We start from the raw sequence: 24,659 nt of genomic DNA, 5'->3' as shown, positions 1-24,659 counted from the left end.
CCTCGACAGCTACGGCCGGCGGAGGACATCAGGCATGACGACCGAGACCATCACCAACTGGGCCGGGAACATCACGTACACCGCCGGGGAACTGCACCGGCCCGGGTCCGTGGACACGCTGCGGGCCCTGGTCGCGGGCAGCGAAAAGGTGCGGGTGCTGGGCAGCGGCCACTCGTTCAACGAGATCGCGGAGCCGGGACCCGGGGGCGTGCTGCTGTCCCTGACCGGGCTGGCCCCGGAGATCGAGGTGGACACGGCGGCCCGGACCGTACGCGTCGGCGGCGGTGTCCGCTACGCGGAGCTGGCCCGCGCGGTGCACGCCCACGGTCTCGCCCTGCACAACATGGCCTCCCTGCCGCACATCTCCGTCGCGGGCTCGGTGGCCACCGGTACGCACGGCTCGGGCGACGCGAACGGCCCGCTCGCGGCGGCGGTGCGCGCGGTCGAGCTGGTCACGGCGGACGGCACCACGCTGACGCTCGCGCGCGGCGACGACCGTTTCGGCGGGGCGGTGACCTCGCTCGGGGCGCTCGGCGTCGTGACCGCGCTCACCCTCGACCTGGAACCGGCCTTCGAGGTCGGCCAGCGGGTCTACGGTGAACTCCCGCTGGCGGGGCTGGACTTCGCGGCCGTGTCGGGGGCGGCGTACAGCGTCAGTCTCTTCACCCGCTGGCGGCACTCCGGCTTCGACCAGGCGTGGGTCAAGCAGCGCGTGGACGGAACCGCCGCGGACTTCCCGTGGGCGGCGCCCGCGACGGAGGCGATGCATCCGGTGCCGGGGATGCCGGCGGTGAACTGCACCGAGCAGTTCGGGGTGCCCGGCCCGTGGCACGAGCGGCTGCCGCACTTCCGGGCCGAGTTCACGCCGAGCAGCGGGGACGAGTTGCAGTCCGAGTATCTGCTGCCGCGCTCGTTCGCCGGGGAGGCGCTGCGGGCGCTGGACGGGATCCGGCATGTCGTCGCGCCGGTGCTCCAGGTGTGCGAGGTGCGTACGGTCGCCGCCGACGAGCAGTGGCTGAGTCCCGCCCACGGCCGGGACACGGTCGCGCTCCACTTCACCTGGATCGCGGACCCGGCGCCCGTGCTGCCCGTGGTCCGGCGGGTCGAGGAGGTGCTCGCGCCGTTCGAGGCCCGGCCGCACTGGGGCAAGGTGTTCACGGTTCCGGCGGCGGAGCTGCGGGCGCTGTACCCCCGGCTGGGTGATTTCCGGGCGTCGGCCGAGGTCCTGGACCCGGCGGGCAAGTTCCGCAACGCCTTCGTACGGGAGGTGCTCGGCGCGTGAGTCGTGTACGGGTCGTCGGGGCGGACTTCGTAAACCCCCTTTCCTAACCCCTTGTAGAAAGCCCCTCCTCGCCATAGCCTTGGCGCCGCGCCGGGGCAGCAGGCCTCGTCATGGCCTGGAGGGATCGAGGGGATCGTGTCGTCGGTGAAGCGCACCTCACGCGACATCCGCACCGCGAACCGGTACGAGGTGCTGCGCCAGATCATCGCCAAGTCTCCCACCTCCCGTCAGGAGCTGGCGGCGGCCACCGGGCTGAGCCTGGCCACGGTCGCCACGCTCGTCGGCGAGCTGCTCGACCTCCGCATGATCACCGAGGTCGGGTTCGAGGACTCGGCGGGCGGGCGCCCCCGTGGACTGGTGGCCGTCAACGCGTCGGGGGGCGCGTTGATCGGCGTCGACATCGCGGAGACCTACGTCCGCGTCGAGCTGTTCGACCTGGCACTGAACGTGCTGGCCCGCGCCGAGGAGAACGTCCGCCCCGGCGAGAGCCTGCCCGAGCAGATGGTGGGGCACGTCGCCGCCGCGGTCGGCTCCGTGGTCGCGCAGGCCGGTACCGAGGGCGCCCGGGTGCTCGGCGTCGGGGTGAGCGTGCCGGGCCAGGTCGACCGCGCCACCGGCATCTCGGAGTACGCGCCCAACTGGGACTGGCACGACGTGCCGCTGCTCGATCTGCTGACCGAGCACATCGCCTACCCCCTGCACCTGGACAATCCGCTGCGCGCGGTCGCGGTGGCCGAGCTGTGGTTCGGGGCCGCCCGCGGACACGGGGACGCCGCGGTGATCACCCTCGGCACCGGCGTGGGCGCCGGGCTCGTCCTGGACGGCGGGCTGCACCGGGGAGTGAGCAACAGCGCCGGCGAGTGGGGCCACACGACGATCGTGCTGGACGGGCGGCTGTGCCACTGCGGCAACCACGGATGCGTGGAGACGTACGTGGGCGCCCCGGGGATCATGCTGAACCTCCGGGAGCTGAGTCCGCGCAGCACGCTGCTGCACCCCGAGGATCAGACGGCCACCATCGCGGCCCTGGCGCGGGGCGTGGCCCGGCGCGACCCGGTGGCGGTCAAGGTGGTGCGGGACACCGCCCGATATCTCGGCGCGGGCATCGCCGACCTGGTCAACCTCTTCAACCCCGAGGTCGTCGTGCTCAGCAGCTGGGTCGCGGCCGCCCTGGGCGAGCCGCTGGTCGCGGAGGTGCGCGAGGCCGTCGCCCGGCACGCGCTGCCGCGTCCGATGGCGGCCACCGAGATCGTGCTCTCCCCGATCCCGAGCGATCCGGCGTGCCTGGGCGCGGCGACGTTCGCACTGGAGGGCGCGCTGCAGTCGGTCGGACAGAAACCGGGCACCCGGGCGGCGCCGGCCGCGTCGCGGAGCAGGCCCGCCGCGCGCCGCCGAGGGCGGCCCGAAGAGCGCGAGAGTCTGCGCCAACACCCCTGAGCCGAGGGCCACCGGACCCTGACCCGGTGGCCCTCTCCCCCCACGTCAACCCCTTTGCGCCGCATGGACGTTCGGACCACCGAACCGAATACAACGCTTCGAACAGACTTCGTCCAACCCCTTGCCGAAGCCTTAGCCGAAGGTTAACGTCCCGCACCGCAAGCCTCTTTGAGCCACTGAGCCGTTCGGCACTGAGCCGCCGAGTCATGGGCGCAGAGCCGCAGCCGTACTCGAGACAAGGACGTCAGCATGTCGGCATTCAGGAACAGCAACTTCGACCGCCGTACCGCCCTGCGGGCCGCGCTGGGTCTGGCCGCCGCCGGCGGACTGGCCGCGTGCGGCGGCAACACCGGCCGAAGCAGCGGCGGGGGCGCCGGGCTCACGCAGTACTTCCACGCGTACGGCGAGGCGGGCACCGAGCAGGCCATCAAGCGGTACGCGAAGGCCTACAAGGAAACGAACGTGACCACGCAGTGGATCACCGGTTCCAACTTCGAGAGCAAGCTGTTCGCCTCGCTGCTCACGGACAAGGCCCCCGACTGCTTCGAGTTCCACCCGCAGCTGCAGATGATCGAGAGCGGTCAGGTCGCGGACCTGACCGACCTGATAGACCCGGTGAAGGACGACTTCAACCAGGCCGACATCCAGTCGCACACGGTCGACGGCAAGATCTACGGCATCCGGATGATCGACGACCCGCAGTTCTTCTTCTACCGCAAGTCGATGTTCGAGAAGGCCGGTGTCGAGGTCCCGACGACGCTGGAGGAGCTGGCCGAGGCCGCCGCCAAGCTGACCACGGACAAGGTCAAGGGCGCCTACCTCGGCAACACCCTGCACTCCATGGTCAACCCGCTGATCTGGTCGGCCGGTGCCCAGCACCTCGACGAGAAGAACCAGATCGCCTACCACACGGACGCGGTCGTCGACGGCTTCAAGCAGCTGCGCAAGCTGTTCACCAGCGGTGACCTGCTGCTCGACGCCCCGACCGACTTCTGGGACCCGTCGGCGATCAACCAGGGTCTGACCGCCATCCAGTGGTGCGGCATGTGGGCGATGCCGCAGATGCAGGAGGCGCTCGGCGACGACCTCGGCATCTTCCCGTTCCCGAAGGTCGGCAGCGCCGGCAAGCAGTCCGTCTACAACGGCGGCTGGTCCATGTTCGTCAACGCCAAGGGCAAGAACGTCGACGAGACCAAGGAATACGTGAAGTGGCTGTGGATCGACCAGAAGGAGTACCAGGAGGACTGGGCGCTCTCGTACGGCTTCCACATTCCGCCGCGCACCTCGATCGCGGAGTCGGCCGACAAGCTGAAGTCGGGTCTGCCCGCTGAGGGCGTCAAGCTCTTCAACGAGTTCGGCCACTTCGACAACATCGGCTGGACCCAGGCGAGCATCACCGCCCTCGAGGACGTCCTCGCCAACTCCGTGCGCAAGGGCGGCGACCCGGACAAGGAACTCACCAAGGCCGACGCGAAGGTCAACAAGGAACTGAAGAAGCTCTTCGGCTAGGCCGACGGACAGGTACTCACGACATGTCGACCATCACCAAGGACGGCGTCTCCAGCCCCGCCCCGGTCAAGGCCGCCCCGGCCAAGCCGCGGCGGGGGCTGCGGGGCTCCCCCACGTTCAACTTCTGGCTCTTCACCGGGCCGTTCCTGATCGGCCTGGCGATCTTCGTCTATCTGCCGATCCTGTGGAGCCTCTACCTGTCGTTCTTCGAGGCCCGCTTCACGGTCACCCCGAGCGAGTTCGTCGGCCTCGACAACTACGTGACGATGCTGACCGACGAGGAGTTCATCCGCTCTCTCGTCACCTTCACGGTCTTCGCCGTCTTCATCGTGCCGCTGACCTGGGGCACCTCGTTGGGGCTGGCGCTGATGGTGAACCGGCTCCGCGTCATGCGGGCGTTCTTCCGCTCGGTGTTCTTCCTGCCGACGGCGGTCAGCTATGTCGCCGCCTCGCTGGTCTGGAAGATGTCCATCTTCAACGGTGTCCGCTTCGGTCTCGCGAACACCTTCCTGGGCCTGTTCGGCATCGACAACACAGCGTGGCTCGCCAGCCCCGACCCGCCGTGGTACTGGCTGGTCATCCTGACCGTGCGTCTGTGGCTGCAGGCCGGCTTCTACATGATCCTCTTCATCGCGGCCCTGCAGAACATCCCGCAGGAGCTGTACGAGGCCGCCTCGATCGACGGCGCCAAGCCCGGCTGGCAGACTTTCTGGCACATCACCCTGCCGCAGCTGCGGGCGACCTCCACCGCCGTGATCCTGCTGCTCCTCGTGGCCGCGTACCAGGCCTTCGACGAGTTCTTCAACCTGCTGAACAAGACCACCTGGGGCAGACCGCCCCTGGTCGAGCTGTACTACAAGGCCCTCGGCGACGCCCAGGACTACGGCGCGGGCAGCGCGGGCGCACTGATCCTCACCGTGCTGATCTGCCTCGTGACCCTGCTCCAGGGCAAGTTCCTGGGATTCGGAAGGGGTGAGGAGTCCAAGTGACCACCACCACGACACCTCCGGCGGACCGCGTCGACCGGACCGACGTATCGGCCAAGCCGCGACGCGTCCGGACCGGCAGTGTGATCGGCTCGACCGGGCTGTACCTCGCCACCGGCCTCGCCGCGACCCTCTTCCTCATCCCGTTCTATCTGATCGTCCGCAACGCGCTGATGACGGACCCGGAGATCACGGGCGAGGAATGGAAGTGGTTCCCCACCGACATCCAGTGGGGCAACATCAGCGAGCCGTTCGACGACCCGTCGGTCGACTTCGCCCGCTCGCTGTGGAACTCGGCCGTTGTCGGTGTCCTGCACACCGTCGGCACGCTGCTGGTCTGCTCGCTGGCCGGCTACGGCCTGGCCCGCATCCCGTACAAGCACGCCAACAAGGTGTTCTACGCCGTCCTCGGCACCCTGATGGTCCCGACCGCCGTGACCTTCGTGCCCAGCTTCGTGCTGGTGTCGTCTCTCGGCTGGATCGACACCTACCGGGGTCTCATCATCCCGGGTCTCTTCAGTGGTTTCACCTGCTTCCTGTTCCGGCAGTACTTCCTGGGGTTCCCCAAGGAACTGGAGGAGGCAGCGCGGGTGGACGGGCTCGGTTACATGGGCGCGTACTGGCGGGTCGTCGTCCCCAACTCGCTCAACTTCTTCGCCGCGATGGCGACGATCACGTTCATCAGCGGATGGAACTCCTTCCTGTGGCCCTTGGTCATCGGCCAGGACCCGAGCGCGTGGACCGTCCAGGTCGCGCTCTCGAACTACATGACCGGCCAGACCGTCAATTTCCACCTGATCTTCATGGCAACGGCCATTTCCATCCTGCCCCTGGTGTTCGTCTTCCTCTTCCTACAGCGCTGGCTGGTGCAGGGCATCGCGCAGACTGGGATCAAGGGCTAGGAAATCAGCAAGGAGACCGATGTCTGTCCGCACCACCGGCGCCACCGGCGCCGCCGCCACCTCGTCCGTCGCGTACGTCGAGGACGTGTCCCCGGGCCGCGGGGCCCTGCCGCCCCGCGCCTGGTACGCGTCCTCCGACGCCCGCTCCCTGTCGCTGAACGGCGACTGGAGCTTCCGTCTCTCCCCCACCGCCGACGCCGAGGACGACTCGTTCGCGGCGGAGGGGTACGACGCCGGCGGCTGGGCCGATGTGACCGTCCCGGGTCACTGGGTTCTCCAGGGCGACGGTGCCTTCGGGGCGCCGATCTACACCAACCACCTGTACCCGTTCCCGGTGGACCCGCCCAGTGTGCCGTCGGAGAACCCGACCGGTGACCATCTGCGGTACTTCGACCTGCCGGACGGGTGGCCTTCGGACGGTGGCGCCGTGATCCGCTTCGACGGTGTGGAGTCGTGCGCCCGGGTGTGGCTGAACGGCACGGACATCGGTGAGTTCAAGGGCTCCCGGCTGCCGCACGAGTTCGCGGTCGGGCATCTGCTGAAGCCGGCGGGGAACGTCCTCGCCGTCCGGGTCCACCAGTGGTCCGCGGGCTCCTATCTGGAGGACCAGGACCAGTGGTGGCTGCCCGGCATCTTCCGGGACGTCACCCTGCTGCACCGCCCGGCGGGCAGCGCCCTCGACTTCTTCGTGCACGCCTCCTACGACCACGTCGGCGGCATCGGGACCCTGCGCGTCGACTCCGACGTCGACGGCCGGGTCCTCGTGCCCGCCCTCGACATCGATGTCGCCACCGGCGAGCCGGTGACGGTCCCGGTCGAGCCGTGGACCGCCGAGACACCCCGGTTGTACGACGGTGAGCTGGTCACAGCGGGCGAGCGCGTCCCGCTGCGGATCGGCTTCCGTACCGTGGTGCTGGAGGACGGCCTGCTGAAGGTCAACGGGAAGGCGATCCTCTTCAAGGGCGTCAACCGGCACGAGTGGCACCCCGTCAAGGGCCGCGCGCTGGACCTGGAGACCATGCGCGAGGACGTGCTGCTGATGAAGCGGCACAACCTCAACGCCGTGCGCACCTCGCACTACCCGCCGCACCCCGCCTTCCTCGACCTGTGCGACGAGTACGGCCTCTGGGTGATCGACGAGTGCGACCTGGAGACCCACGGCTTCACCGAGCAGAACTGGCGGGACAACCCCGTCGACGACGACCGCTGGACCCCGGCCCTGCTGGACCGCGCGGCCCGCATGGTCGAGCGCGACAAGAACCACCCCTCGGTGGTCATGTGGTCCCTCGGCAACGAGGCCGGCACCGGCCGGGGCCTGACCGCCATGGCCGAGTGGATCCACGGCCGCGACGGCTCGCGCCTGGTGCACTACGAGGGCGACTGGGACTGCCGGGACACCGACGTCTACTCCCGCATGTACGCCGACCACGCCGAGGTCGAGCGCATCGGCAAGCGCCTGGACGGCGGCACCCACAAGCGCCGCGAACTCCCCTTCATCCAGTGCGAGTACGGGCACGCCATGGGCAACGGTCCCGGCGGCATCGCCGACTACCAGCGCGTCTTCGAGGCGCACGAGCGCCTCCAGGGCGGCTTCATCTGGGAGTGGATCGACCACGGCATCAAGCACCCGACGCTGGGCTACGCCTACGGCGGTGACTTCGGCGAGGAGCTGCACGACGGCAACTTCGTCTGCGACGGCCTGGTCTTCCCGGACCGGACGCCCTCCCCCGGCCTGATCGAGTTCAAGAAGGTCATCGAACCGGTCCGGATCGAGGGCGACGGCACGGCGGGTACGGTCCGGGTGCGCAACGCGTACGACTTCCAGGACCTGTCCTCGCTGGCCTTCGAGTGGGCGTACGAGGTGGACGGGAAGACGGTGGAGGCGGGCGCCCTGTCCGTGCCCGCCCTCCGGCCCGGTGAGTCCGCCGAGGTGAAGCTGCCGCAGCCGCCGGCCAACGGACCGGTGGGCGAGGCGCTGTGGACCGTACGGGCGCTGCTGGCCGAGGACACCGCCTGGGGGAAGAAGGACCACCAGGTGGCGTGGGTCCAACTCCCGGCGGTGGAACGGCCGTTGCCGTCGGTGACGCCGGGTGACGGTCCTACGGCGAGCGAGAGGCTGATCTATCTCGGCCCGGCCTCCTTCGACGTCCGCACGGGTGCGCTGAAGACCATCGGCGGCGTCGACGTGACGGGGCTGCGGCTGGACGTGTGGCGGGCGACCACCGACAACGACGAGGGCGCCTGGAACGGCAACACCTGCTACAGCAGGCTGTGGCGGGAACTCGGCCTGCATCGCATGCAACACCGCCTGGAAGGTGTGGAGTTGGGCGCCGACGCGCTGACGGTACGGACGCGGGTGGCGCCGGCCGCCCGGGAGGTCGGCCTGCGCGCGACGTACCGGTGGACCACCGACGACACCCGGCTGAGGCTGACCGTGTCGGTGGAGCCGGACGGTGACTGGACCGTCCCGCTGCCGAGGCTCGGCATCCGCTTCGGACTGTCGGCGGCGAACGCGGTGACGTGGTACGGCGGTGGCCCCGGCGAGGGCTACCCCGACACCAGGTCGGCCTCCATGGTGAGCCGTTACCACTCCACCGTGGACGACCTCCAGACCCCGTACGTGCGCCCGCAGGAGAACGGCGTCCGGCCCGACGTCCGCTGGGCGGAGCTGGGCGGTCTGCGGATCGAGGGCGACCCGGAGTTCGGGTTCACGGCCCGCCGCTGGACCACCGAACAGCTGGACGCCGCCACGCACCTGACGGACCTTCAGGCGGGCGACACGGTCTGGGTCACCCTCGACCACGCCCAGATGGGCATCGGCTCCCAGTCCTGCGGCCCGGGCCCGCTGCCGCAGTACCACCTGGCGGCTGGGCCGGCGGAGTTCTCCTTCGTGTTCTCCGCGGTCGGCTGAACGGCAGCGACCCGGTGAGGGCGGCCCGGCTTCGGCCGGGCCGCCCTCACCCGTACGTGGCGGCTCCGCCGAGCGTCAGTGGTCCGCGCAGCACGGTGTCGGTTCCGGGACCTCGAAGGGAACGAGGGTGCCGCCGACGGCGGGCATCGTGGTGAGGACCAGTTCGCCGTCCTGCCAGTACGGGCGCACGTGGTCCTGTGTCATCAGCGGGGTGTCCGGGGACGGTTGCGTGGGCGTGCCCAGCACCGCCACCCGGGTGATCGCGGAGCGGTCGAGGACGTCCGCGACCGTCAGGGTGCCGGTCAGGGCCGTGACGCCGGGGTAGATCACGGCCCGCCCCATGGCGTCCGGGAGGCCGGGCGCCACCTCGTGGGCACGGGCCGCCAGCCGCTCCCGGACGGTGCTCAGGAGCGGCCGGGACGGCACCGCGAGGGACAGGGCGACCCGTGGCCGGTCCCCCCGGACCAGGTGGGTGCAGCCGAACGTGCCCTCGGGGAGGGCGAGTTCGGCCGCCAGCGCGTGGAGCAGATGATCGGCCGCGCGCAGATCCCTGACCTCGGCGTCCACGGTGAGGGCATGCATGGTCATGGTCATGGTCACGAGGGCAGGACCCATACCGGGTTGGAGTAGAACCACAGGTCGCGCCACGGGTCGGCGTCGCCGACGACGTCGATCGCGGGGCCCGCCGGGTCGACGGCCGCGCCCATCAGGCCTACGGCCGAGCGGTTGCCGTCGCTGCCGCGCAGCCGGACGTAGAGCGGGCGGTCCACCTTGCCGAGTTCGCAGGTGAGCCGGACCGTGCCGGTGGACTTGTTCACCTCGTAGGACTTCACGACCTTCGCGGTCGGCGCTGTGAAGGTGTCCTTGTCGGCGGCCGCGCCCGTCACATCGCCCTGGATGACGTCGACGCGAGCCAGCTTGGGGACGAAACCGGCCCAGTTGGGGCCACCGGCGAGCGCCACGTCGACGCTCAGGGTGACCTTGGTGCCCTTCTTGACGTGCAGGGCGCCGCCGAGGGTGGCCCAGCGGCTGCCACCCAGGACGCGGACGTCGAGGCCGCTGATGAGCCGGCCGTGGTCGACCCAGATGCGGCCGGCGCGAATGCCCTCCATGACGGCGGCGTAGGTGAAGCCGTCGGCGCCGACGTGGGTGCGGCTGTACTGGCCGGGCCAGTAGTCGCCCTCGGTGAGGTCGATCTTGCCGCTGTAGACGGGGTCGGTGTGCTTGCCGTTGGCGGTGTAGTCGCTGTCGGGACCGCCGCGCTCGGCGGTGTCCGTGTAGACGTTGTGGGAGTCGGAGTTGGCGGTGATCCACCAGGGCTTGCCCTCGGCGAGGAGGCTGTCCCACAGGCCGCCGACGGTGGCGGTCATCCAGTCGAAGCCGCCCCAGGTGCGGTAGCTCTCCAGGGGATAACCGGCGAAGGAGTTGGCGCCCGGGCTGCCGTCGTACAGACCGCGGGCGCGGCCCATGCCGACGGACTTCTCGATGCCGGCGGCCTGGTGGCCGGGCGCGCCCTCCATGCCGACGGCGATCCGGTGGCGGGCGGACGTGGCGTCGCGCCAGGCTCGGATCTCGTGCGGTGAGTCGATGCCCTTGCGTGCGGGGTGGTTCGCGAGCATCAGGATGTCCTTGACCTTGCGCCGCCGGACCTGCTCCGCGAGGAAGTCGAGGCCCGCGATGGCGAGGGCCTCGTTGGCGGGCGTCGAGTCGGTGGCCTTCTTCACACCGCCGTCGTAGTCGGTCTCGAACTGCTTGAGGACCGAGACCTCGTTCCTGCCGGGGTGCACGAAGACGGTGCCGTGCTCGGCGGCCGGGATGTTCCACTCCAGGCCCTGGAAGACGAGGGTGTCCTCGTACGCGGCCCGGGCCTCCTTGATGTCCGGGTTGACCTTCTCCACACCGATCCTGGCGTGCGTCTCGTTGCCGTGGTCGGTGATGACCAGCCAGTCCATGCCGTGCCTGGCGCCCTGGCGGACCTGGTCGACGACGCGGTACTTGCCGTCGTTGCTGTACTGGGTGTGGATGTGGTGGTCGCCGGCCAGCCACAGGAAGCCGCCGCGCCTGCGGTTGTTCGGGGCGGCGTACGCGGGGGCCGTCGCCGCCGGGGCGAGGACGCTCGCGGCGGTCAGGCCCGCGCCCAGCAGACCGGCACGGCGCAGCAGGGTGCGGCGCGACTGCTGCTCGGGGGTCAGCGCCTCGTCGGGCACGGAGGTGTCGAAGGCGGCGGGGAGGGCGGCCGCCGCCTCGTGCTCGTGATCGTGGTCGTGCCCGTGGTGGTGATGCCCGTGGCCGTGGTGCGCGTGCCCGTGTCCCATGAAACGCCTCCTGGATGCCGCTGCCTTCCGCGGCCGCCTACCGCGACGCGATCGCGCCGTCTGTGGAGGATCGAGGCGAAAAGTGAACGTTAAACGATCAGAGAGTTGCCGTCCGGTTCCCGGGATACGGCGAATCGCCACGCCCCTCACTGTTTCCCCAACTTACCTTGCACGTCACACTGGTTGACGTCGAACCTGAACACCGTTCATCTTCCCCTCACCCCTGCCCCGCCCTCGGAGAGTCCCCATGAGAAGACTGATCGGCACCCTCGCGGCCGCCGCGCTCGCCGTCACCGGCCTCGCGACCACCGGCGCGACCCCCGCCGCGGCCGCCACCACCGGCACGTTCAACGTGCTCACCTACAACGTCGCGGGCCTCCCGGAGGGGCTGAGCTCCGGCAAGCCGGCGACGAACACCCCGCTGATCTCCCCGCGCCTCGGGGCGTACGACATCGTCAACGTCCAGGAGGACTTCAACTACCACGCGGCGCTGTACGCGGGCGACGACCACCCGTACCGCACCGCCACCAGTGGCGGCGTGCCCTTCGGCGACGGTCTCAACACGCTGTCGGACTACGCGTTCGACGACTTCCAGCGCGTGAAGTGGAACAACTGCACCGGCACCAACTGCCTCACCCCGAAGGGCTTCTCCCTGGCCCGGGTGCGGCTCGACGAGGGCGTCTACGTCGACCTCTACAACGTGCACACCAACGCCGACTCCGACGACGCGGCCCTCGCCGCCCGCCGCGCCAACGTCACCCAGCTCTCCGAGTTCATCAAGGCGAACTCGGCGGGCAACGCGGTGATCGTCATGGGCGACACCAACACCCGCTACACGCGCACCGGCGACAACATCCGCTCCCTCGTGTCGGAGAACGGGCTCACGGACCCGTGGGTGCAGCTGGTCAAGGGCGGTGTCGCCCCCGCTCTGGGCGCCGACGCGCTGGTCTGCCCGACGACCGCCCCCACCAACGACTGCGAGGTCGTCGACAAGGTCTTCTACCGGGACAGCAACGTGGTGGACCTGACCGCCACCCGCTACAACAACGACTGGGCCAAGTTCCTCGACTCCGCGGGCGCCAACCTCTCCGACCACTTCCCGCACGCGGTCGACTTCTCCTGGACCCTCAACTCCAGGCTCCGGGCCAGCGACTTCTACGGCGGCCCGCACGGCACCGCGTACAACGACGCCGACAACCTGCCCTCGACGGTCTCGCCCCGCACCCTGACCCTGCGCGGCGCCTCCCGCCTCGACGCGGTCTCGCTCACGCACGACGGCGGTACGACGCTGACCCACGGCGGCACCGGCGGCACGGCGACCTCACTCACCCTGGCCGCCGGCGAGCACCTCACCTCCGTGAAGCTGACGCAGGGCCAGAAGAACGGCCGTACCCGGATCTTCTCCGCCTCCTTCGGCACCGACAAGGGCCGCACCCTCGCCGCCGGCACGGCCACCTCGGACACGAAGACCTTCACGGCCCCGTCCGGCTGGCAGATCGTGGGCTTCACCGGCCGCGCGGGCGACGAGATCGACAAGCTGGGCGTCCTGTACGCGCCGATCGGCTGACCTGCGCTCCAGCCGTCGCACGGCCCTCCGGACCCTTGATCAGCGGGCGGTAGCCTTGGCGTTCCGGGTCCCCGAGGTGAAGAGGTGGTCTCCATGGCCCGTGCCGGGCTCACCGTCGACCGGGTCGTGGAGGCCGCGGCCGATCTCGCGGACGAGATCGGGTTCGAGAAGGTGACCCTGTCCGCCCTGGCGCGGCACTTCCGGGTGAAGGACGCGAGTCTGTACTCGCACGTCAAGAACCTCCAGGACCTGCGGACGCGGGTCGCCCTGCTGGCCGGCGGCGAGATGATCGACCGGATCGCCGAGGCCGTGGCCGGGCGCGCGGGCAGGGACGCGCTGGCCGCCTTCGCCGGGGCCTACCGGGAGTACGCCCTCGACCACCCCGGCCGGTACGCGGCCACACAGCTCCCCGTCGACCAGGTCCTCGTCACCGACTCCCCCGCCCTGCGCCGCACCGCCGAGATCACCTACGGCATGCTCCGCGCCTACGGCCTCGACGAACCCGACCTGACCGACGCCGTACGCCTACTGCGCAGCACCTTCCACGGCTACTGCGCCCTGGAGGCCGGCGGCGGTTTCGGCGCGGCACGGGACGTGGGCCTGTCCTGGGACAAGGCCGTGGAGGCGTTGCACGTGGCCCTGACCCACTGGCCCGGGGACGACCGGGAACGGGTGTAACCGCACTACGGGCCCGCACCGGCCCTCTTGTAAGGACGGGACGCCGACCTGGGCGTACGCGCCCGGCGCCCCGTCCTGCACGACCTCTCTCAGCGAGGCTTCACCGACCACGAAGACCCTGCGGATCGCCCGTCCGACGCCGTCGCCGTCCGGTCGAAGCGGAACGCCGCCCGCTCGCCGTCGGCCCACGTCACGACCACGTCGTGCGGCCCCTCCACCGCCACGGACACCAGGTCCGTGAGCGGCAGGGGGTCGGGGTCGGCGGTGAGCCGGGCGAGAGCGACGAGGAGGGTGGGGTCCTCCGTCGTCCGGCCGGCACGTCCGGACCCGTCCGCCTCCTCCGGGCCCAGGCCGTACACGGGCGCGAGTTCGGCCCGTACGCCCTTCGCCGCCGCCCAGCCCGTGACCCGCACCGGGGTGCCGGGGGCCGCGCCGCTCACCAGATGGGCACGCACCTCGACCGCACCCCGGGCCACCACGAGGCTGGTGACCCGCACACCGCTGTCGCCGACCGCGTGCCGGGACGCGGCCCACCCCCGCCCCACGCCCAGCGGCTCGATGTCGACACGTCCGGCGTCGCCGTCGACGATCACGCTGTTGTCGTATGTCCCAGCCGGCTTCGCCAGGGGCACGGGCTCCGTCACGGTCGAGTACGCGAGGCGGGTGTAGAAGGGGTCGTAGCGGACGTCCTCGCTGCCGTGGTTGTGGAGGCGGACCAGGCCGTCCGAACGTGTGGACTGCAGCAGCCAGTTGGGCGGGCCCACGGGGCGCAGCTCGTCCTCGCGCTCCACGGGGCCCGGTTCCTCGGTCGCCGTCCACACCTCGTGGTCCGGCGGCAGGAGCAGGCCCAGGAAGCCCTTGCTGGCCCAGTACGGGGAGGCCGGTCCCGAATAGCCCTGCAGGACATCGGGGTTCGGGCCGTGCCAGCCCAGGGACAGCAGGCCCCGGTCGTCCACCGCGCCCCGGTCGAGGAAGTACTTCAACGCGCCCGAGGCCAGCCGTCGTGTCTCGCCGGGCGACAGGGGCGTACGGCCGGTGAGGGCGCCCAGCCAGAGCGGGACGGTCGTCGCGAAGCGGTAGGTGAGGGAGCGGCCCTGGTGGAGCGGGGCGCCGTCGCCGCCGAACAGGCGGGCGTAGTCGCCGAGATGGGCCGCGAGGCGGTCGCCGTAGCGGGCGAGGAGGCGGTCGTCGTGCGCGAGCCAGGCGTGCAGCACCGGGTAGAGGTGCATGGCCCAGCCGTTGTAGTAGTCGAACTTGCGGCCGTCGCCGTCGGTGTACCAGCCCTCGCCGAGGTACCACTGCTCGATCCGGTCGAGGCGCTGCTCGACGACCCGGCGGGACAGCTCCGGTTCGTACCCGATCTCTTCGAGGAATCCGCCGACGGTCACCGGGAACAACTCCCAGTTGCAGGGCCAGGGTTCGGCGGTGAGCGCGTCGCCGAGCCAGGCCGCCGCGCGCTGGCGGACGGTGTCGTCGAGGTGATCCCAGAGCTGCTCGCGTGTCACGCGCAGCGCGAAGGCGATCGACGCGGCCTCGACGAGGGGCTGGCCCCGGTCCTCGATGCGCGGCCAGACGCCCGAGACGCCCGCGGCCAGGCCGTCGGCGTAGCGGGCGAGCGCGGTCTCGTCCCGGCGGAAGGCGGCGAGCAGGAGGGTGCGGGCGTAGCCCTCCAGGCCGTCGGAGAGCCGGCCGGACCAGCTGGTGCGGTCGCCGGGCAGGTCGTAGAGGGCGCCGTCGGCCGTCGCGTACGGTTCCACGGCGGCCAGCAGTGAGTCGGCCGCCGCCTCCCAGTGGGCGCGGGTGTAGCCGGTGTACGGGCTGAGGGTGCGGTCGTCGTGAGGCTGCTGCGAGGGCATGCGCTGCGCTTTCTGCTGTGGGCCGAGGGCGCCTGATAGCTCGGGGGTACGGCTGCGTCGGGCGGGTGCGGGTCAGGGGGCTTCTCGCGCAGTTCCCCGCGCCCCTGAAATGCGTGGGCTGCGCCCTGTGCTTCTCAGGGGCGCGGGGCTGGTCTTTGAGGGCGCGGGGAACTGCGCGAGCAACCCCGACGTACCCGCACCCGACGACGCACTCCACGCGCCCCACGCCCACCCACCCCCAGACCTGAGGCGCCCCGGTTCCGGTCGGGACGCCCCAGGCGTCTCTACCCCACCCTGGTCCGCCCCTCGGGCACCAGCCCCTGGGCGACGAGTCCGTCACGGACCAGGCCGGCGTAGACCGTCGCCCCGTGCACGGACGTGTGGGTGTTGTCCCGCTTCTCGTTGTACAGGTACAGCGCCTTGGACCCTTCCGTCCCCAGCGACTCCACGAGCGCCTTCGTGGCGGCGGTGAGGTCGATCAGCGGCACCCCGCCCGCCGCGGCGACCTCGCGGGTGACTGCCGGATGGTCGACGCCGAGGCCGTTGACCAGCAGGGCGGTGCCGTTGTTCAGCGTGCCGTCGGCGTTGAACCAGCGGCGGACGATCGGGGTGACCAGGACCGGCCGGCCGCCCTTCTCGCGGACGCCCGCGACCAGGGTCTCCAGGTTGGCCCGGTAGGTCGGCCCGTCGGTCTGCTTGTCGTTGTGGGCCAGCTGGATCAGGACCAGGTCGCCCCGGCGGATCCGCGGCTGGACGGTGGCCCAGAGCCGGGAGTCGGCGAGGTAGGACACCGTGCTCTCGCCGGAGTCGGCGTAGTTGGCGACCGAGACGCCCTTGCGCAGGTACTGCGGGAGCTGCTGGCCCCAGCCGGAGTAGGGGTCGCCGGGCTGGTCGCAGACCGTGGAGTCGCCGACGAGGAAGATCTGGCGGGCGCGCTTGGCCGGGGTCACCCGGATGTCGGCCAGCGCGGGCGCCGTACCGCCGATGACGAGGTCGAGGCCGGGGGTGCCGTCGTGGCCCGTGGGCTCGCCCTCGGGGGTGCGGACGTTCACGGTGAAGCTGCGGGAGACGGGCTCGCCGGCCTCCGTGGCCGTCTCGGCGAGCAGCGTGCGGCGGGTCTCTCCGGTGACCTTCGTGCTCGCCGCGCTCTCCCCGCCGAGGCGGACCGTCACGTCGTACGTGCCGGCCGGGACGTCGAAGTGGCAGGCGTTCGCGGCGCAGTTCTCCAGGCCCGGTGCGGGGCGGCCCCGGTGCGCCTCGGCCGGTGCGGCCGCCAGGACGGTGCCCAGGGTCGCGGCCGCCGTCAGCGCGGCGACGGTGAAACGTCTCATTGCGGCTCCTCGAAGGGGTGACATGACCCGGCGGCTGGACGGTACATCGTTTGGCAAGCGCTTTCTAGATGTCCGGCCACTTTCGCACATTGTCAACTTCCCCACCGCGAAAGCCCTTTCGCGAAAACGATTCAACTGTCACCCTTCCGAATCACCCGCACTCCCCCCACGCACCTCCGAGGAGGCACCCCCCATGTCCGGATCCCCCGACCGCACGACGCTCGGCCGACGCGGCTTCGTCGTCGGTACCGCAGCCACCGCCGTCGGCGCCACCCTCGCCGGACCGCTGGCCGGCACCGCCCGCGCGGCGGCCTTCGGCTACACCGACGACGGCACCAACTATGTGATCGACACCGGCGCGAACCTCGTGTTCAAGGTCAGGAAGAGCAACGGCGACCTGTCGTCGCTGGTCTACCGGGGCGTGGAGTACCAGGGCTACGGCGGCATGAACTCGCACATCGAGTCCGGCCTCGGCACCTCCACCGTCACCATCAGGCAGTCCGGCTCGACGATCCTCGTCTCCGTCGCCCACGGCACGCTGAGGCACTACTACGCGGCCCGCAGCGGCGAGAACAACGTGTACCTGTGGACCAACAAGGCCGACACCTCGGTCTCCGCGACCCGCTTCATCGTGCGTGTGAAGGCGGGCCTGTTCCTCAACGACCAGCCCGACTCCTACACCTACGCGCCCACCACCATCGAGGCTTCGGACGTGTTCAGGAAGTCCGACGGCCAGACCCGCTCGAAGCACTTCTCCAGACTCCGGGTCATGGACTACGACTATGTCGGCTGGTCGGCGAACGGCGTCGGCCTGTGGATGGTCCGCAGCAACCACGAGAAGGCCTCCGGCGGCCCCTTCTACCGCTCGCTGCTGCGCCACCAGAGCGCGGACGGCGGCGGCCTCTACGAGATCCTGTACTACGGCCAGAACCAGACCGAGGGGCAGCGGTTCGGCCTCCAGGGTCCGTACGTCATCGCCTTCACGGACGGCGGGGCGCCCTCCTCGTCGCTGTTCCCGGGCACCCTGACCACCTCGTGGGCGGACTCGCTCGGCCTGTCCGGGTACGTCGCCGCGAGCGGCCGGGGCCGGGTGGCGGGCGTCGGCATCACCGGACGGAACACTGCGTACGCGTACACGGTGGGTCTCGCCAACTCGGCCGCCCAGTACTGGGGTTCGGCCCGCGCGTCGGACGGCTACTACTCCATCCCTGGGGTGCTCCCGGGGACGTACACCCTCACGGTCTTCAAGGGTGAGCTGGCGGTGTACACGACGTCGGTGACGGTCACGGCGGGCGGTACGACGACACTGAACTCGATCGCGATCCCGTCCACCAACGACCCCTCGAACGCGTCCGCGATCTGGCGGATCAACGACTGGAACGGCACGCCGAGCGGCTTCAAGAACGCCGACCTGATGACGTACGCGCACCCCTCGGACATCCGGGCCGCCGCCTGGACCGGCAACGTGGTGATCGGCAGCGGGACCGAGACCTCGGCCTTCCCCTGCTACCTCTGGAAGGACGTGAACAGCGGACTCCTCGTCTACTTCCGGCTGACCGCGGCGCAGGCCGCAGCCGCCCACACCCTGCGCATCGGGGTGACGACGGCTTACGCCAACGGCCGGCCGCAGGTCGTCGTGAACGACACCTGGACCTCGGCGATCCCCTCGCCGCCCACCCAGCCGAACACCCGCTCCCTGACGAACGGGTCCTACCGGGGCAACAACCACACGTTCACCTACAGCGTGCCGGCGTCCGCCTGGCTGACGGACACGAGTCGGTACAACGTGCTGCGGATCAACGTGGTGAGCGGTTCGGGGACGACCTCCTACCTCAGTGCGGGCACGGCGATCGACGCGATCGACCTGCTGAGCTGACCGTTTCCAGAGGACTGACGTATCGTCATGTCCCGCGCGTCCACTGCTGGTTGGTGCCCCCGTTGCACGTGTACGTGATGACGGCGGCGCCGTCCGCGGTGGACGCGCCGTTGACGTCCAGGCACTCGCCGGTCGCGCGGGACTTGACGTTCACGTAGGAGCCGGTGGTGGTGAGCGAGAACTGCTGGGCGGTGTTCGAGGAGTCGCAGTTCTCCTGGGTGACCGTGTTGGCGTTCTCCTGCACGCACAGGGAGCTGTGCCGGGTCGTCAGCTGGTAGTAGCCGCTGCCGACGGACTTGAACCAGTACTTCTGGTTGGTGCCGCCGTTGCAGGTGTACTGCTTGATCTGGGCCCCCGGCCACTGCGACTGGCTGGTGACGTCGGCGCACTTGGACGAGTGGCGGGCGATCAGCGTGTTGTACGTGGCGCTGGTGCCGCTGATCGTGCCGGTGGCCGTGTCGACGGTGACCTCCGGCGACCAGGACATGGACATCGTGGTCGAGGTCGGGAAGGTCAGCGGCAGCCAGACGTAGCGGGAGTCGTTGACCGTGCCGCCGAAGGAGTTGCCCCAGCGGTCGCCCAGGTAGAGGTACGAGGTGGTCGACGTGCCCTGCACGGGCAGCACGTATGCGGTCTGCGAGCCGAAGGTCGTGGAGTCGCCGACGTTGGCCATGGCGGTCCAGGGGCCCGCGATGCTCGTGGCGGTGGCGTACTGCTGCTGGTTGGGGTTCCAGCCCGTGGCGCCCGACGTGAGCATGAAGTAGACGCCATCGCGCTTGAACAGGGCCGGCGCCTCGCGGTGGCCGCCGTGCCAGGGGTCGGCGACGAGGGCGGCGATGCCGGTGTAGTCGGCGGTGAGCCGGTAGATCTGGAGGTCGTAGTTCTCACGGGCGGCGGAGATCATGTAGCCGGTGCCGTCGGTGTCCACGAAGGTGGTGATGTCACGGGACATGTGGGTGCCGAGCGGGCGGAAGCTGCCCCGCCAGGTGTAGTTCCCGTCGACGGTGTCGGAGACGGCGACGGCCGCGCGGGCCTCGCTGTAGTCGACGCCGTTCTCCTTGTGCATCCACATCACGTACTTGCCGGTGGCCGCGTTGTACATGACCTTCGGCCGCTCGATGTTGGCGGTCGCCAGCTCGGGGTCGGTGGCCTCGGTCAGGACGTGGTTGCGGAACTCCCAGGTCTTGAGGTCCGTGGAGCGGTAGGCCGAGACGTACCGGAAGCTGTTGTCGGTGTTGCGGTTCTCGCCGAACCAGTAGTAGTACGAACCGACCTTGACGACTCCGCCGCCGTGGGCGTGCAGGGGGTTGCCCGAGGTGTCCTTGAACTGGGTGCCGTTGGGGACGGTCTGCGGTGCCGCCTGGGCGGGGCCGGCGGTCACGAGGGCGCCGGCCAGCGCCAGACAGAGCGCGAGGAGCATCGCGTACGCACGTCTCATCTCAGCTCTCCTTACCGGGTGTTCGGGGTGGGTGAGTCGGCCACGGGGACGCCGAAGTCGGGGGTGCCGTCGGGCTTCCAGTCGAGGCGCTGGATCCGGGTGTGGCGGTTGGGGTCGTCGAGGGGGTCGCCGACGATGTCCTTGTACTGGCGGGCGTGGTAGACGAGGACGTCGGTGCGGCCGTCCTCGGCGACGGTGAAGCTGTTGTGGCCCGGACCGTACTGCTGGGTGGTGTCGTTGCTGGTGAAGACCGGCGTGGGGGACTTCGACCAGTTGGCGGGGTTCATGAGGTCGGCGTCCGCGTCGACGGTGAGCAGGCCCATGCAGTAGTTCGCGTCGGTCGCGCTCGCCGAGTAGGTCATGAAGAGCCGGCCGTTGCGCTTGATGACCGACGGACCCTCGTTGACCTTGAAGCCGATGACCTCCCAGTCCAACTCCGGTGTCGTCAGGCGCACCTGGGGTCCGGTCAGCGTCAGCGGGTCGGCCATCCTCGACAGCCAGACCGCCGTGTTGTTGTTCATCCCGGGCTCGTGCTGCGCCCACGCGAGATAGCGGGAGCCCCGGTGGGTGAAGGTGGTGGCGTCCAGGGAGAAGGTCTCCCAGGCCGTCTTCAGCTGCCCGCGCTCGACCCAGGTGCCCTGGAAGGGGTTCGGGTGGGAGTTCTCCAGCACCCAGATGCGGATCGCCCAGATGTCCTCGGCGGGCGCGGAGGCGAAGTAGATGTACCACTTGCCGTCGACGCGGTGGATCTCGGGCGCCCAGATGTGCGCGCCCATCACGCCCGTGGCGTGCTTGCGCCAGATCACCGACTCGGCGGCCGTCGACAGACCGCGCAGGGTGCGGGACCTGCGCAGGATGATCCGGTCGTACTCGGGAGCGGTCGCCGTGAAGTAGTAGAAGCCGTCGGTGTGCCGGTTGATGTGCGGGTCGGCGCGGTTGCGGACCAGCGGGTTGACGTACGGCGGCGCCGCCGCGTGCCGGGAACCGGCCGCGTGGGCGGCGGTCGCGGGCACCGCCGTGAGGGCGCCGGCGGCCAGGGCACCCTTCAGGAGCAGTCGACGGTTCGGGGGTTCGGGAACGGTGTGGTCGCGGCCCATGGGGCTGTGGCTTCCTCTCGGAGGGGGGAACAAAAGGAAACAGAAATGTTCGACATATCGCACAAGATCTTTCATTCCGAACGCCGAAAAGGTAAGGGCGTGTTACGGGGAGGTCAACGGGTTGCGCGAGACCAACACAGGCTCACAGGAACGGAACCGGGGGATGGCGGGATTCTTGTTCGAGGTTTCTCTTCGAGATTTCTGTTATCGGCGCGGGCCCCGGACCGTCCCCATGACGTGCGCACCCATATCCACAAGACAGCGTCGGCCGCCGGAGCCCTGGCGGTCACCGCCCTGCTGCTCGGCACCCCGACAGCGACCGCCGCCGGCCCGCGCGACGCGACCGCCGACGTCCTGGCCGGGCGGGACGTCACGCTCGCCGGGGACACGGTGGTCACCGTGCCGTCCGGGACGACCACGTACGACGGGGTGTTCAGCGGCACCGGCACCCTCACCGTGCGCGGCACCGGGACGCTGGTCCTCACCCGGGACAGCGACTTCACCCTGCCGAAGTCCCGGCAGCGGCAGCGCGTGCGCGTCCTCGGCGGCAACCACCCGTACGTCACCGTCACCCACCCGGACCCGCCCGCCGTGACCGTCGCGAAGGGCGCGACCCTGCAGTACGGCAACAGCGGCTCGACCGGGGTGATCGGCCACTACCCGTACGGCACCCCGGCGTTCCGGCTCAACCAGAACAACATCCGGGTCGACGGCACCCTGCGGCTCGCCCTGAAGGACGTCGCATACAACCTGGGCACCATCAGCGGCTCCGGCCTGGTCAGCCAGCCGAGGTTCCTCTGGGCCACCTGGGACCTGTCGGGTACCCACCCCTTCACCGGGGTCATCGACAACGGCACCCAGGTGAACGCCGGAAGCCCGGAGTTCGCGACCTCGCTGCCGAACGCCCGCAAGGTCCTCAACCAGGGCACCTGGACCGTGGACACCCCACTGGGCCGGACCGTCACCCAGCAGATGGACTTCTACCAGCGCGAGTACGGCAGCGACATCAACGTCCAGTCCCGGCCGGGCAGCAAAGTGGTCCTCACCGGCCAGTACAGCTGGTCGGACCGGGGCGGCGACACCAACCCCTCACTCAGCGACCCCGCCCTGAACTGGACGCCCGCGCACAAGAACGTCAACAAGCGCGGCACCAACATCAAGGGCGCGAACGTCCAGTGGGGCGACGGGACGACGAACAAGATCTTCATGCCGGGCACCGCCGAGACGGTCTACATCAACCTCCTCGCCGCCCGGTCCCGTTCGCTGCTCACCTTCGACTACAACGGGCCGGTCACCCTGGGCGCCCCCATCGGCGGCGGCGTGTTCCACGACACGCTCTCCGCTCCCGGCGCCGGGGACATCGTCATCAAGGGGACGAAGGGCAACGACGTCACCTTCGCCGCCGTGCAGTACTACAACGGCTCGACCACGGTCGAGAAGGGCGCGGTGCTGCGGCTGGGCAGCGGCAGGGCGGGCGGCGACGGCGGGCTCCACACCAAGGGTGACCTGTACAAGGTGGTCAACAACGGTCGGCTGGTGGTCCGGAACGTCTCCAAGCCCGTCACGCTGCCCAAGGTGAGCGGCAGCGGCTCGCTCACCCAGTCGGGCGCCGCGACGACGACCCTGACGGGCGGCGGGGTGACGTACACCGGCAGGACGACCGTCACCAAGGGCACGCTCGCGCTCCGCTCGGGAGCGACGCTGGCGCGCAGCCAGGCGATACGGCTCACGACGACCGGGGCGAAGCTCGACGTGGGCACGGCCGGCCTGCGGGTGACCCACTCGCTGGCGGGCGAGGGCACGGTGAAGGGCTTGGTGACCAACGCGGGCGCCGTCGTGGCCGGCCTCACGGTGACCGGGGGCTACACCCAGACCGAGCAGGGCGAACTGGTGCTGCGCGAGAAGCCGTTGAAGGTGAACGGGGCGGTGAGGCTCGCCGGTGGGCTGGACTTCGCGGCCCTGGGCGCGGTCGGCGGACCCGGCGAGAAGATCACCGTGATCAACCGCACGGGCAAGGGCAAGAACGTCGGTACGTTCACCGGTCTGCGCGAGGGCGCCGAGGTGAAGCTGGCCGACAGTACCTACCGGATCGGGTACAAGGGCGGTGACGGGAACGACGTCGTCCTCACGCGGGTGAAGGGCAGCCCGTCCCCGTCCGTGAAGGCCGCCGGCGCGGGCTCCGGCTCCGAGGCGCGGGACCCCCGTACACAGAACGCGAGCGCCTCCGCCGACAGCGGCTTCGGCTGGTGGCCGTACGCCCTCGCCCTCGGCGGTCTCGTCGGGCTGCTGGTGCCGGTGGCCAGGCGCCTCGGGGGCAACCGGCGCCGGGGCGGGCGGCACGCGGCCACCGGCTGAGCCCGGCGGCCGCTGTCCTCAGCCGTCCTGCCGGGGCTTCTGCTCCAGCAGGGCGGCTCCGAGCGGGGTCAGGGTGTGCAGGACCGTGTTGGCGTGGCGGTGACTGGCCATCAGGCCGGCGTCGCGCAGGACGGCGGTGTGATGGCTGGCCGTCGTGGGGGTCACACCGGCCCGGCGGGCGGCCTCCGTGGTGGTGCAGCCGGTCTCGCCGGCCCGCAGGATGGCGGCGCGGGTGGTGCCGAGCAGGGCGTTCAGCGGCGGCGAACCGACGGAACGGGGCGCCGCCGGCTGGTGGTGCAGGGGGTAGAGCAGCACGGGCGGGAGCCCGGCGTCGGCCAGGGCGATGGGCGCGTGCCAGCAGAAGTGGGAGGGGATCAGGAGCAGCCCCCGGCCCGCGAGGAGCACGTCGCGGTGGTCCGGGTACGGGGCGATCTCCAGGACCGGCGGCAGCCAGCGGATCGTGGGGCCCAGCTGGTCGAGCATCCCCTCGGTCCCGGCGTGGAACAGGGCGCGCGTGTGCCGGGCGCGTTCGGCCCGCAGCCGTTGCTCGATGTGCGCCTCGTGCGGGGCGATCACGGCACGGTGGTAGGCGCGCAGGGCGTCCACGAGTTGTTGCCGCATGCCGCGCTCGCCGAGCCTGCGGGTCCACGCCGGGGCGCCGACGGCCCGGCGGAGCAGCTCGACCTCGCCGTCCACCCTCTCGTCCGGGGTCGCCAGGACGGCTTCCAGCCCGGCGTCCAGCCCCTGCGTGCCCTCCGGCGGGGTCAGGAAGTCGGGGAAGTACCCGGCGCGCGGGAAGAGCGGCAGCAGGAAGCTCTTCACGGTCTGGTCGAGCCCGGCCTGACGCAGCGCGGCCCGCGCGTCACGGAACCAGGAGGCGTAGGCCCAGCGGCCTTCGCGTGTCTGGAGCCGGTGCAGGCTGACCGCGATCTCCCAGAGCGCGTGGGGCTCGGTCGCCACGCGCACCTTGGTGAGGTCTTCGGGTCCGAAGTGAAAGCGGAGCATCCCGTTCCCCATGGTCGTCGGTCTCCGACCTGCGTGTTTTCACTCACCTCACATGAGCATGACAGCGCCGAGGGGTGCGGGAAACATGAATTCCCGCCAGCCGTGCCCGCCGGC

The 24,659-nt window shown here is 70.5% G+C and carries 17 protein-coding genes; 10 read left to right on the top strand and 7 right to left on the bottom strand.

The window, feature by feature from the left end:
* Positions 1–34 precede the first annotated feature (34 nt).
* From E4N62_RS08450 to E4N62_RS08425, 6 genes are all read left to right on the top strand, one after another.
* Positions 35–1,282, top strand: a complete 1,248-nt coding sequence (locus E4N62_RS08450; protein ID WP_230213320.1) for an FAD-binding protein — start codon at positions 35–37, stop codon at positions 1,280–1,282.
* A 135-nt stretch (positions 1,283–1,417) separates the two neighbouring features.
* Complete coding sequence (locus E4N62_RS08445) at positions 1,418–2,719, top strand: ROK family transcriptional regulator (protein ID WP_374116955.1); 1,302 nt, start codon at positions 1,418–1,420, stop codon at positions 2,717–2,719.
* Positions 2,720–2,968: 249 nt separating this feature from the next.
* On the top strand, positions 2,969–4,228 hold the full coding sequence (locus E4N62_RS08440; protein ID WP_230213318.1) for an ABC transporter substrate-binding protein: 1,260 nt from the start codon (positions 2,969–2,971) through the stop codon (positions 4,226–4,228).
* Between the two features lie 23 nt (positions 4,229–4,251).
* Positions 4,252–5,217, top strand: coding sequence for a carbohydrate ABC transporter permease (locus tag E4N62_RS08435; protein ID WP_230213317.1), 966 nt, complete (start codon positions 4,252–4,254; stop codon positions 5,215–5,217).
* Positions 5,214–6,116 carry a carbohydrate ABC transporter permease gene (locus tag E4N62_RS08430; RefSeq protein WP_230213316.1) on the top strand — a complete coding sequence of 301 codons (903 nt, stop codon included), beginning with the start codon at positions 5,214–5,216 and terminating at the stop codon, positions 6,114–6,116. Before E4N62_RS08435 ends, E4N62_RS08430 begins: the two co-directional genes overlap by 4 nt.
* A 19-nt stretch (positions 6,117–6,135) precedes the next feature.
* Positions 6,136–9,027, top strand: coding sequence for a glycoside hydrolase family 2 TIM barrel-domain containing protein (locus E4N62_RS08425; RefSeq protein WP_230213315.1), 2,892 nt, complete (start codon positions 6,136–6,138; stop codon positions 9,025–9,027).
* A gap of 75 nt (positions 9,028–9,102) precedes the next feature.
* Here E4N62_RS08425 and E4N62_RS08420 read toward each other — a convergent pair whose 3' ends face one another.
* Positions 9,103–9,615, bottom strand: coding sequence for a hypothetical protein (locus E4N62_RS08420; RefSeq protein ID WP_230214068.1), 513 nt, complete (start codon positions 9,613–9,615; stop codon positions 9,103–9,105).
* An 8-nt stretch (positions 9,616–9,623) separates the two neighbouring features.
* Entirely contained in the window at positions 9,624–11,342 is a 1,719-nt protein-coding gene (locus tag E4N62_RS08415) for a PHP domain-containing protein (RefSeq protein WP_230213314.1), read from the bottom strand.
* 247 nt (positions 11,343–11,589) lie between these two features.
* Here E4N62_RS08415 and E4N62_RS08410 point away from each other — a divergent pair, with 247 nt between their 5' ends.
* Together E4N62_RS08410 and E4N62_RS08405 are read left to right on the top strand one after the other, a co-directional pair.
* Positions 11,590–12,909, top strand: coding sequence for a jacalin-like lectin (locus tag E4N62_RS08410; protein ID WP_230213313.1), 1,320 nt, complete (start codon positions 11,590–11,592; stop codon positions 12,907–12,909).
* A gap of 93 nt (positions 12,910–13,002) precedes the next feature.
* Positions 13,003–13,587, top strand: a complete 585-nt coding sequence (locus E4N62_RS08405) for a TetR/AcrR family transcriptional regulator (RefSeq protein ID WP_230213312.1) — start codon at positions 13,003–13,005, stop codon at positions 13,585–13,587.
* 89 nt (positions 13,588–13,676) lie between these two features.
* Here the strand turns inward: E4N62_RS08405 and E4N62_RS08400 are convergent, their stop codons facing one another.
* Positions 13,677–15,443 (bottom strand): DUF2264 domain-containing protein, encoded by a 1,767-nt coding sequence (locus E4N62_RS08400; RefSeq protein WP_230213311.1) that lies wholly within the window; start codon positions 15,441–15,443, stop codon positions 13,677–13,679.
* A 284-nt stretch (positions 15,444–15,727) separates the two neighbouring features.
* The gene (locus E4N62_RS08395; protein ID WP_230213310.1) at positions 15,728–16,774 is read right to left on the bottom strand and encodes a rhamnogalacturonan acetylesterase; all 1,047 of its coding nucleotides are present in this window, start codon (positions 16,772–16,774) and stop codon (positions 15,728–15,730) included.
* Between the two features lie 193 nt (positions 16,775–16,967).
* Between E4N62_RS08395 and E4N62_RS08390 the strand changes: the two genes are divergently transcribed.
* Positions 16,968–18,650: a rhamnogalacturonan lyase B N-terminal domain-containing protein gene (locus E4N62_RS08390; RefSeq protein ID WP_230213309.1), complete on the top strand. Its 1,683-nt coding sequence runs from the start codon at positions 16,968–16,970 to the stop codon at positions 18,648–18,650.
* 25 nt (positions 18,651–18,675) lie between these two features.
* Here the strand turns inward: E4N62_RS08390 and E4N62_RS08385 are convergent, their stop codons facing one another.
* Both E4N62_RS08385 and E4N62_RS08380 read right to left on the bottom strand, forming a co-directional pair.
* Positions 18,676–20,088 (bottom strand): RICIN domain-containing protein, encoded by a 1,413-nt coding sequence (locus E4N62_RS08385; protein WP_230213308.1) that lies wholly within the window; start codon positions 20,086–20,088, stop codon positions 18,676–18,678.
* 11 nt (positions 20,089–20,099) lie between these two features.
* Positions 20,100–21,185 (bottom strand): family 43 glycosylhydrolase, encoded by a 1,086-nt coding sequence (locus E4N62_RS08380; RefSeq protein ID WP_230213307.1) that lies wholly within the window; start codon positions 21,183–21,185, stop codon positions 20,100–20,102.
* Positions 21,186–21,422: 237 nt separating this feature from the next.
* Here E4N62_RS08380 and E4N62_RS08375 point away from each other — a divergent pair, with 237 nt between their 5' ends.
* The gene (locus E4N62_RS08375) at positions 21,423–23,540 is read left to right on the top strand and encodes an autotransporter (RefSeq protein ID WP_230213306.1); all 2,118 of its coding nucleotides are present in this window, start codon (positions 21,423–21,425) and stop codon (positions 23,538–23,540) included.
* Between the two features lie 18 nt (positions 23,541–23,558).
* Here the strand turns inward: E4N62_RS08375 and E4N62_RS08370 are convergent, their stop codons facing one another.
* Complete coding sequence (locus tag E4N62_RS08370) at positions 23,559–24,545, bottom strand: helix-turn-helix transcriptional regulator (RefSeq protein ID WP_230213305.1); 987 nt, start codon at positions 24,543–24,545, stop codon at positions 23,559–23,561.
* Between the last annotated feature and the right edge of the window lie 114 nt (positions 24,546–24,659).

Source organism: Streptomyces sp. MNU76 (genome assembly GCF_020982545.1).
Classification (GTDB): Bacteria; Actinomycetota; Actinomycetes; order Streptomycetales; family Streptomycetaceae; genus Streptomyces.
Note: the sequence above shows the minus strand (reverse complement) of the source record. Positions and strands in the feature narration are given on the sequence as shown.

What these genes read in the sequence shown, in the direction of transcription:
- E4N62_RS08450 (WP_230213320.1), top strand. Translation starts at nt 35, where the DNA reads ATGACGACCGAGACCATCACCAACTGGGCCGGGAACATCACGTACACC.
- E4N62_RS08440 (WP_230213318.1), top strand. Translation starts at nt 2,969, where the DNA reads ATGTCGGCATTCAGGAACAGCAACTTCGACCGCCGTACCGCCCTGCGG.
- E4N62_RS08435 (WP_230213317.1), top strand. Translation starts at nt 4,252, where the DNA reads ATGTCGACCATCACCAAGGACGGCGTCTCCAGCCCCGCCCCGGTCAAG.
- E4N62_RS08425 (WP_230213315.1), top strand. Translation starts at nt 6,136, where the DNA reads ATGTCTGTCCGCACCACCGGCGCCACCGGCGCCGCCGCCACCTCGTCC.
- E4N62_RS08420 (WP_230214068.1), bottom strand. Translation starts at nt 9,615, where the DNA reads ATGACCATGCATGCCCTCACCGTGGACGCCGAGGTCAGGGATCTGCGC.
- E4N62_RS08415 (WP_230213314.1), bottom strand. Translation starts at nt 11,342, where the DNA reads ATGGGACACGGGCACGCGCACCACGGCCACGGGCATCACCACCACGGG.
- E4N62_RS08410 (WP_230213313.1), top strand. Translation starts at nt 11,590, where the DNA reads ATGAGAAGACTGATCGGCACCCTCGCGGCCGCCGCGCTCGCCGTCACC.
- E4N62_RS08405 (WP_230213312.1), top strand. Translation starts at nt 13,003, where the DNA reads ATGGCCCGTGCCGGGCTCACCGTCGACCGGGTCGTGGAGGCCGCGGCC.
- E4N62_RS08400 (WP_230213311.1), bottom strand. Translation starts at nt 15,443, where the DNA reads ATGCCCTCGCAGCAGCCTCACGACGACCGCACCCTCAGCCCGTACACC.
- E4N62_RS08395 (WP_230213310.1), bottom strand. Translation starts at nt 16,774, where the DNA reads ATGAGACGTTTCACCGTCGCCGCGCTGACGGCGGCCGCGACCCTGGGC.
- E4N62_RS08390 (WP_230213309.1), top strand. Translation starts at nt 16,968, where the DNA reads ATGTCCGGATCCCCCGACCGCACGACGCTCGGCCGACGCGGCTTCGTC.
- E4N62_RS08385 (WP_230213308.1), bottom strand. Translation starts at nt 20,088, where the DNA reads ATGAGACGTGCGTACGCGATGCTCCTCGCGCTCTGTCTGGCGCTGGCC.
- E4N62_RS08380 (WP_230213307.1), bottom strand. Translation starts at nt 21,185, where the DNA reads ATGGGCCGCGACCACACCGTTCCCGAACCCCCGAACCGTCGACTGCTC.
- E4N62_RS08370 (WP_230213305.1), bottom strand. Translation starts at nt 24,545, where the DNA reads ATGCTCCGCTTTCACTTCGGACCCGAAGACCTCACCAAGGTGCGCGTG.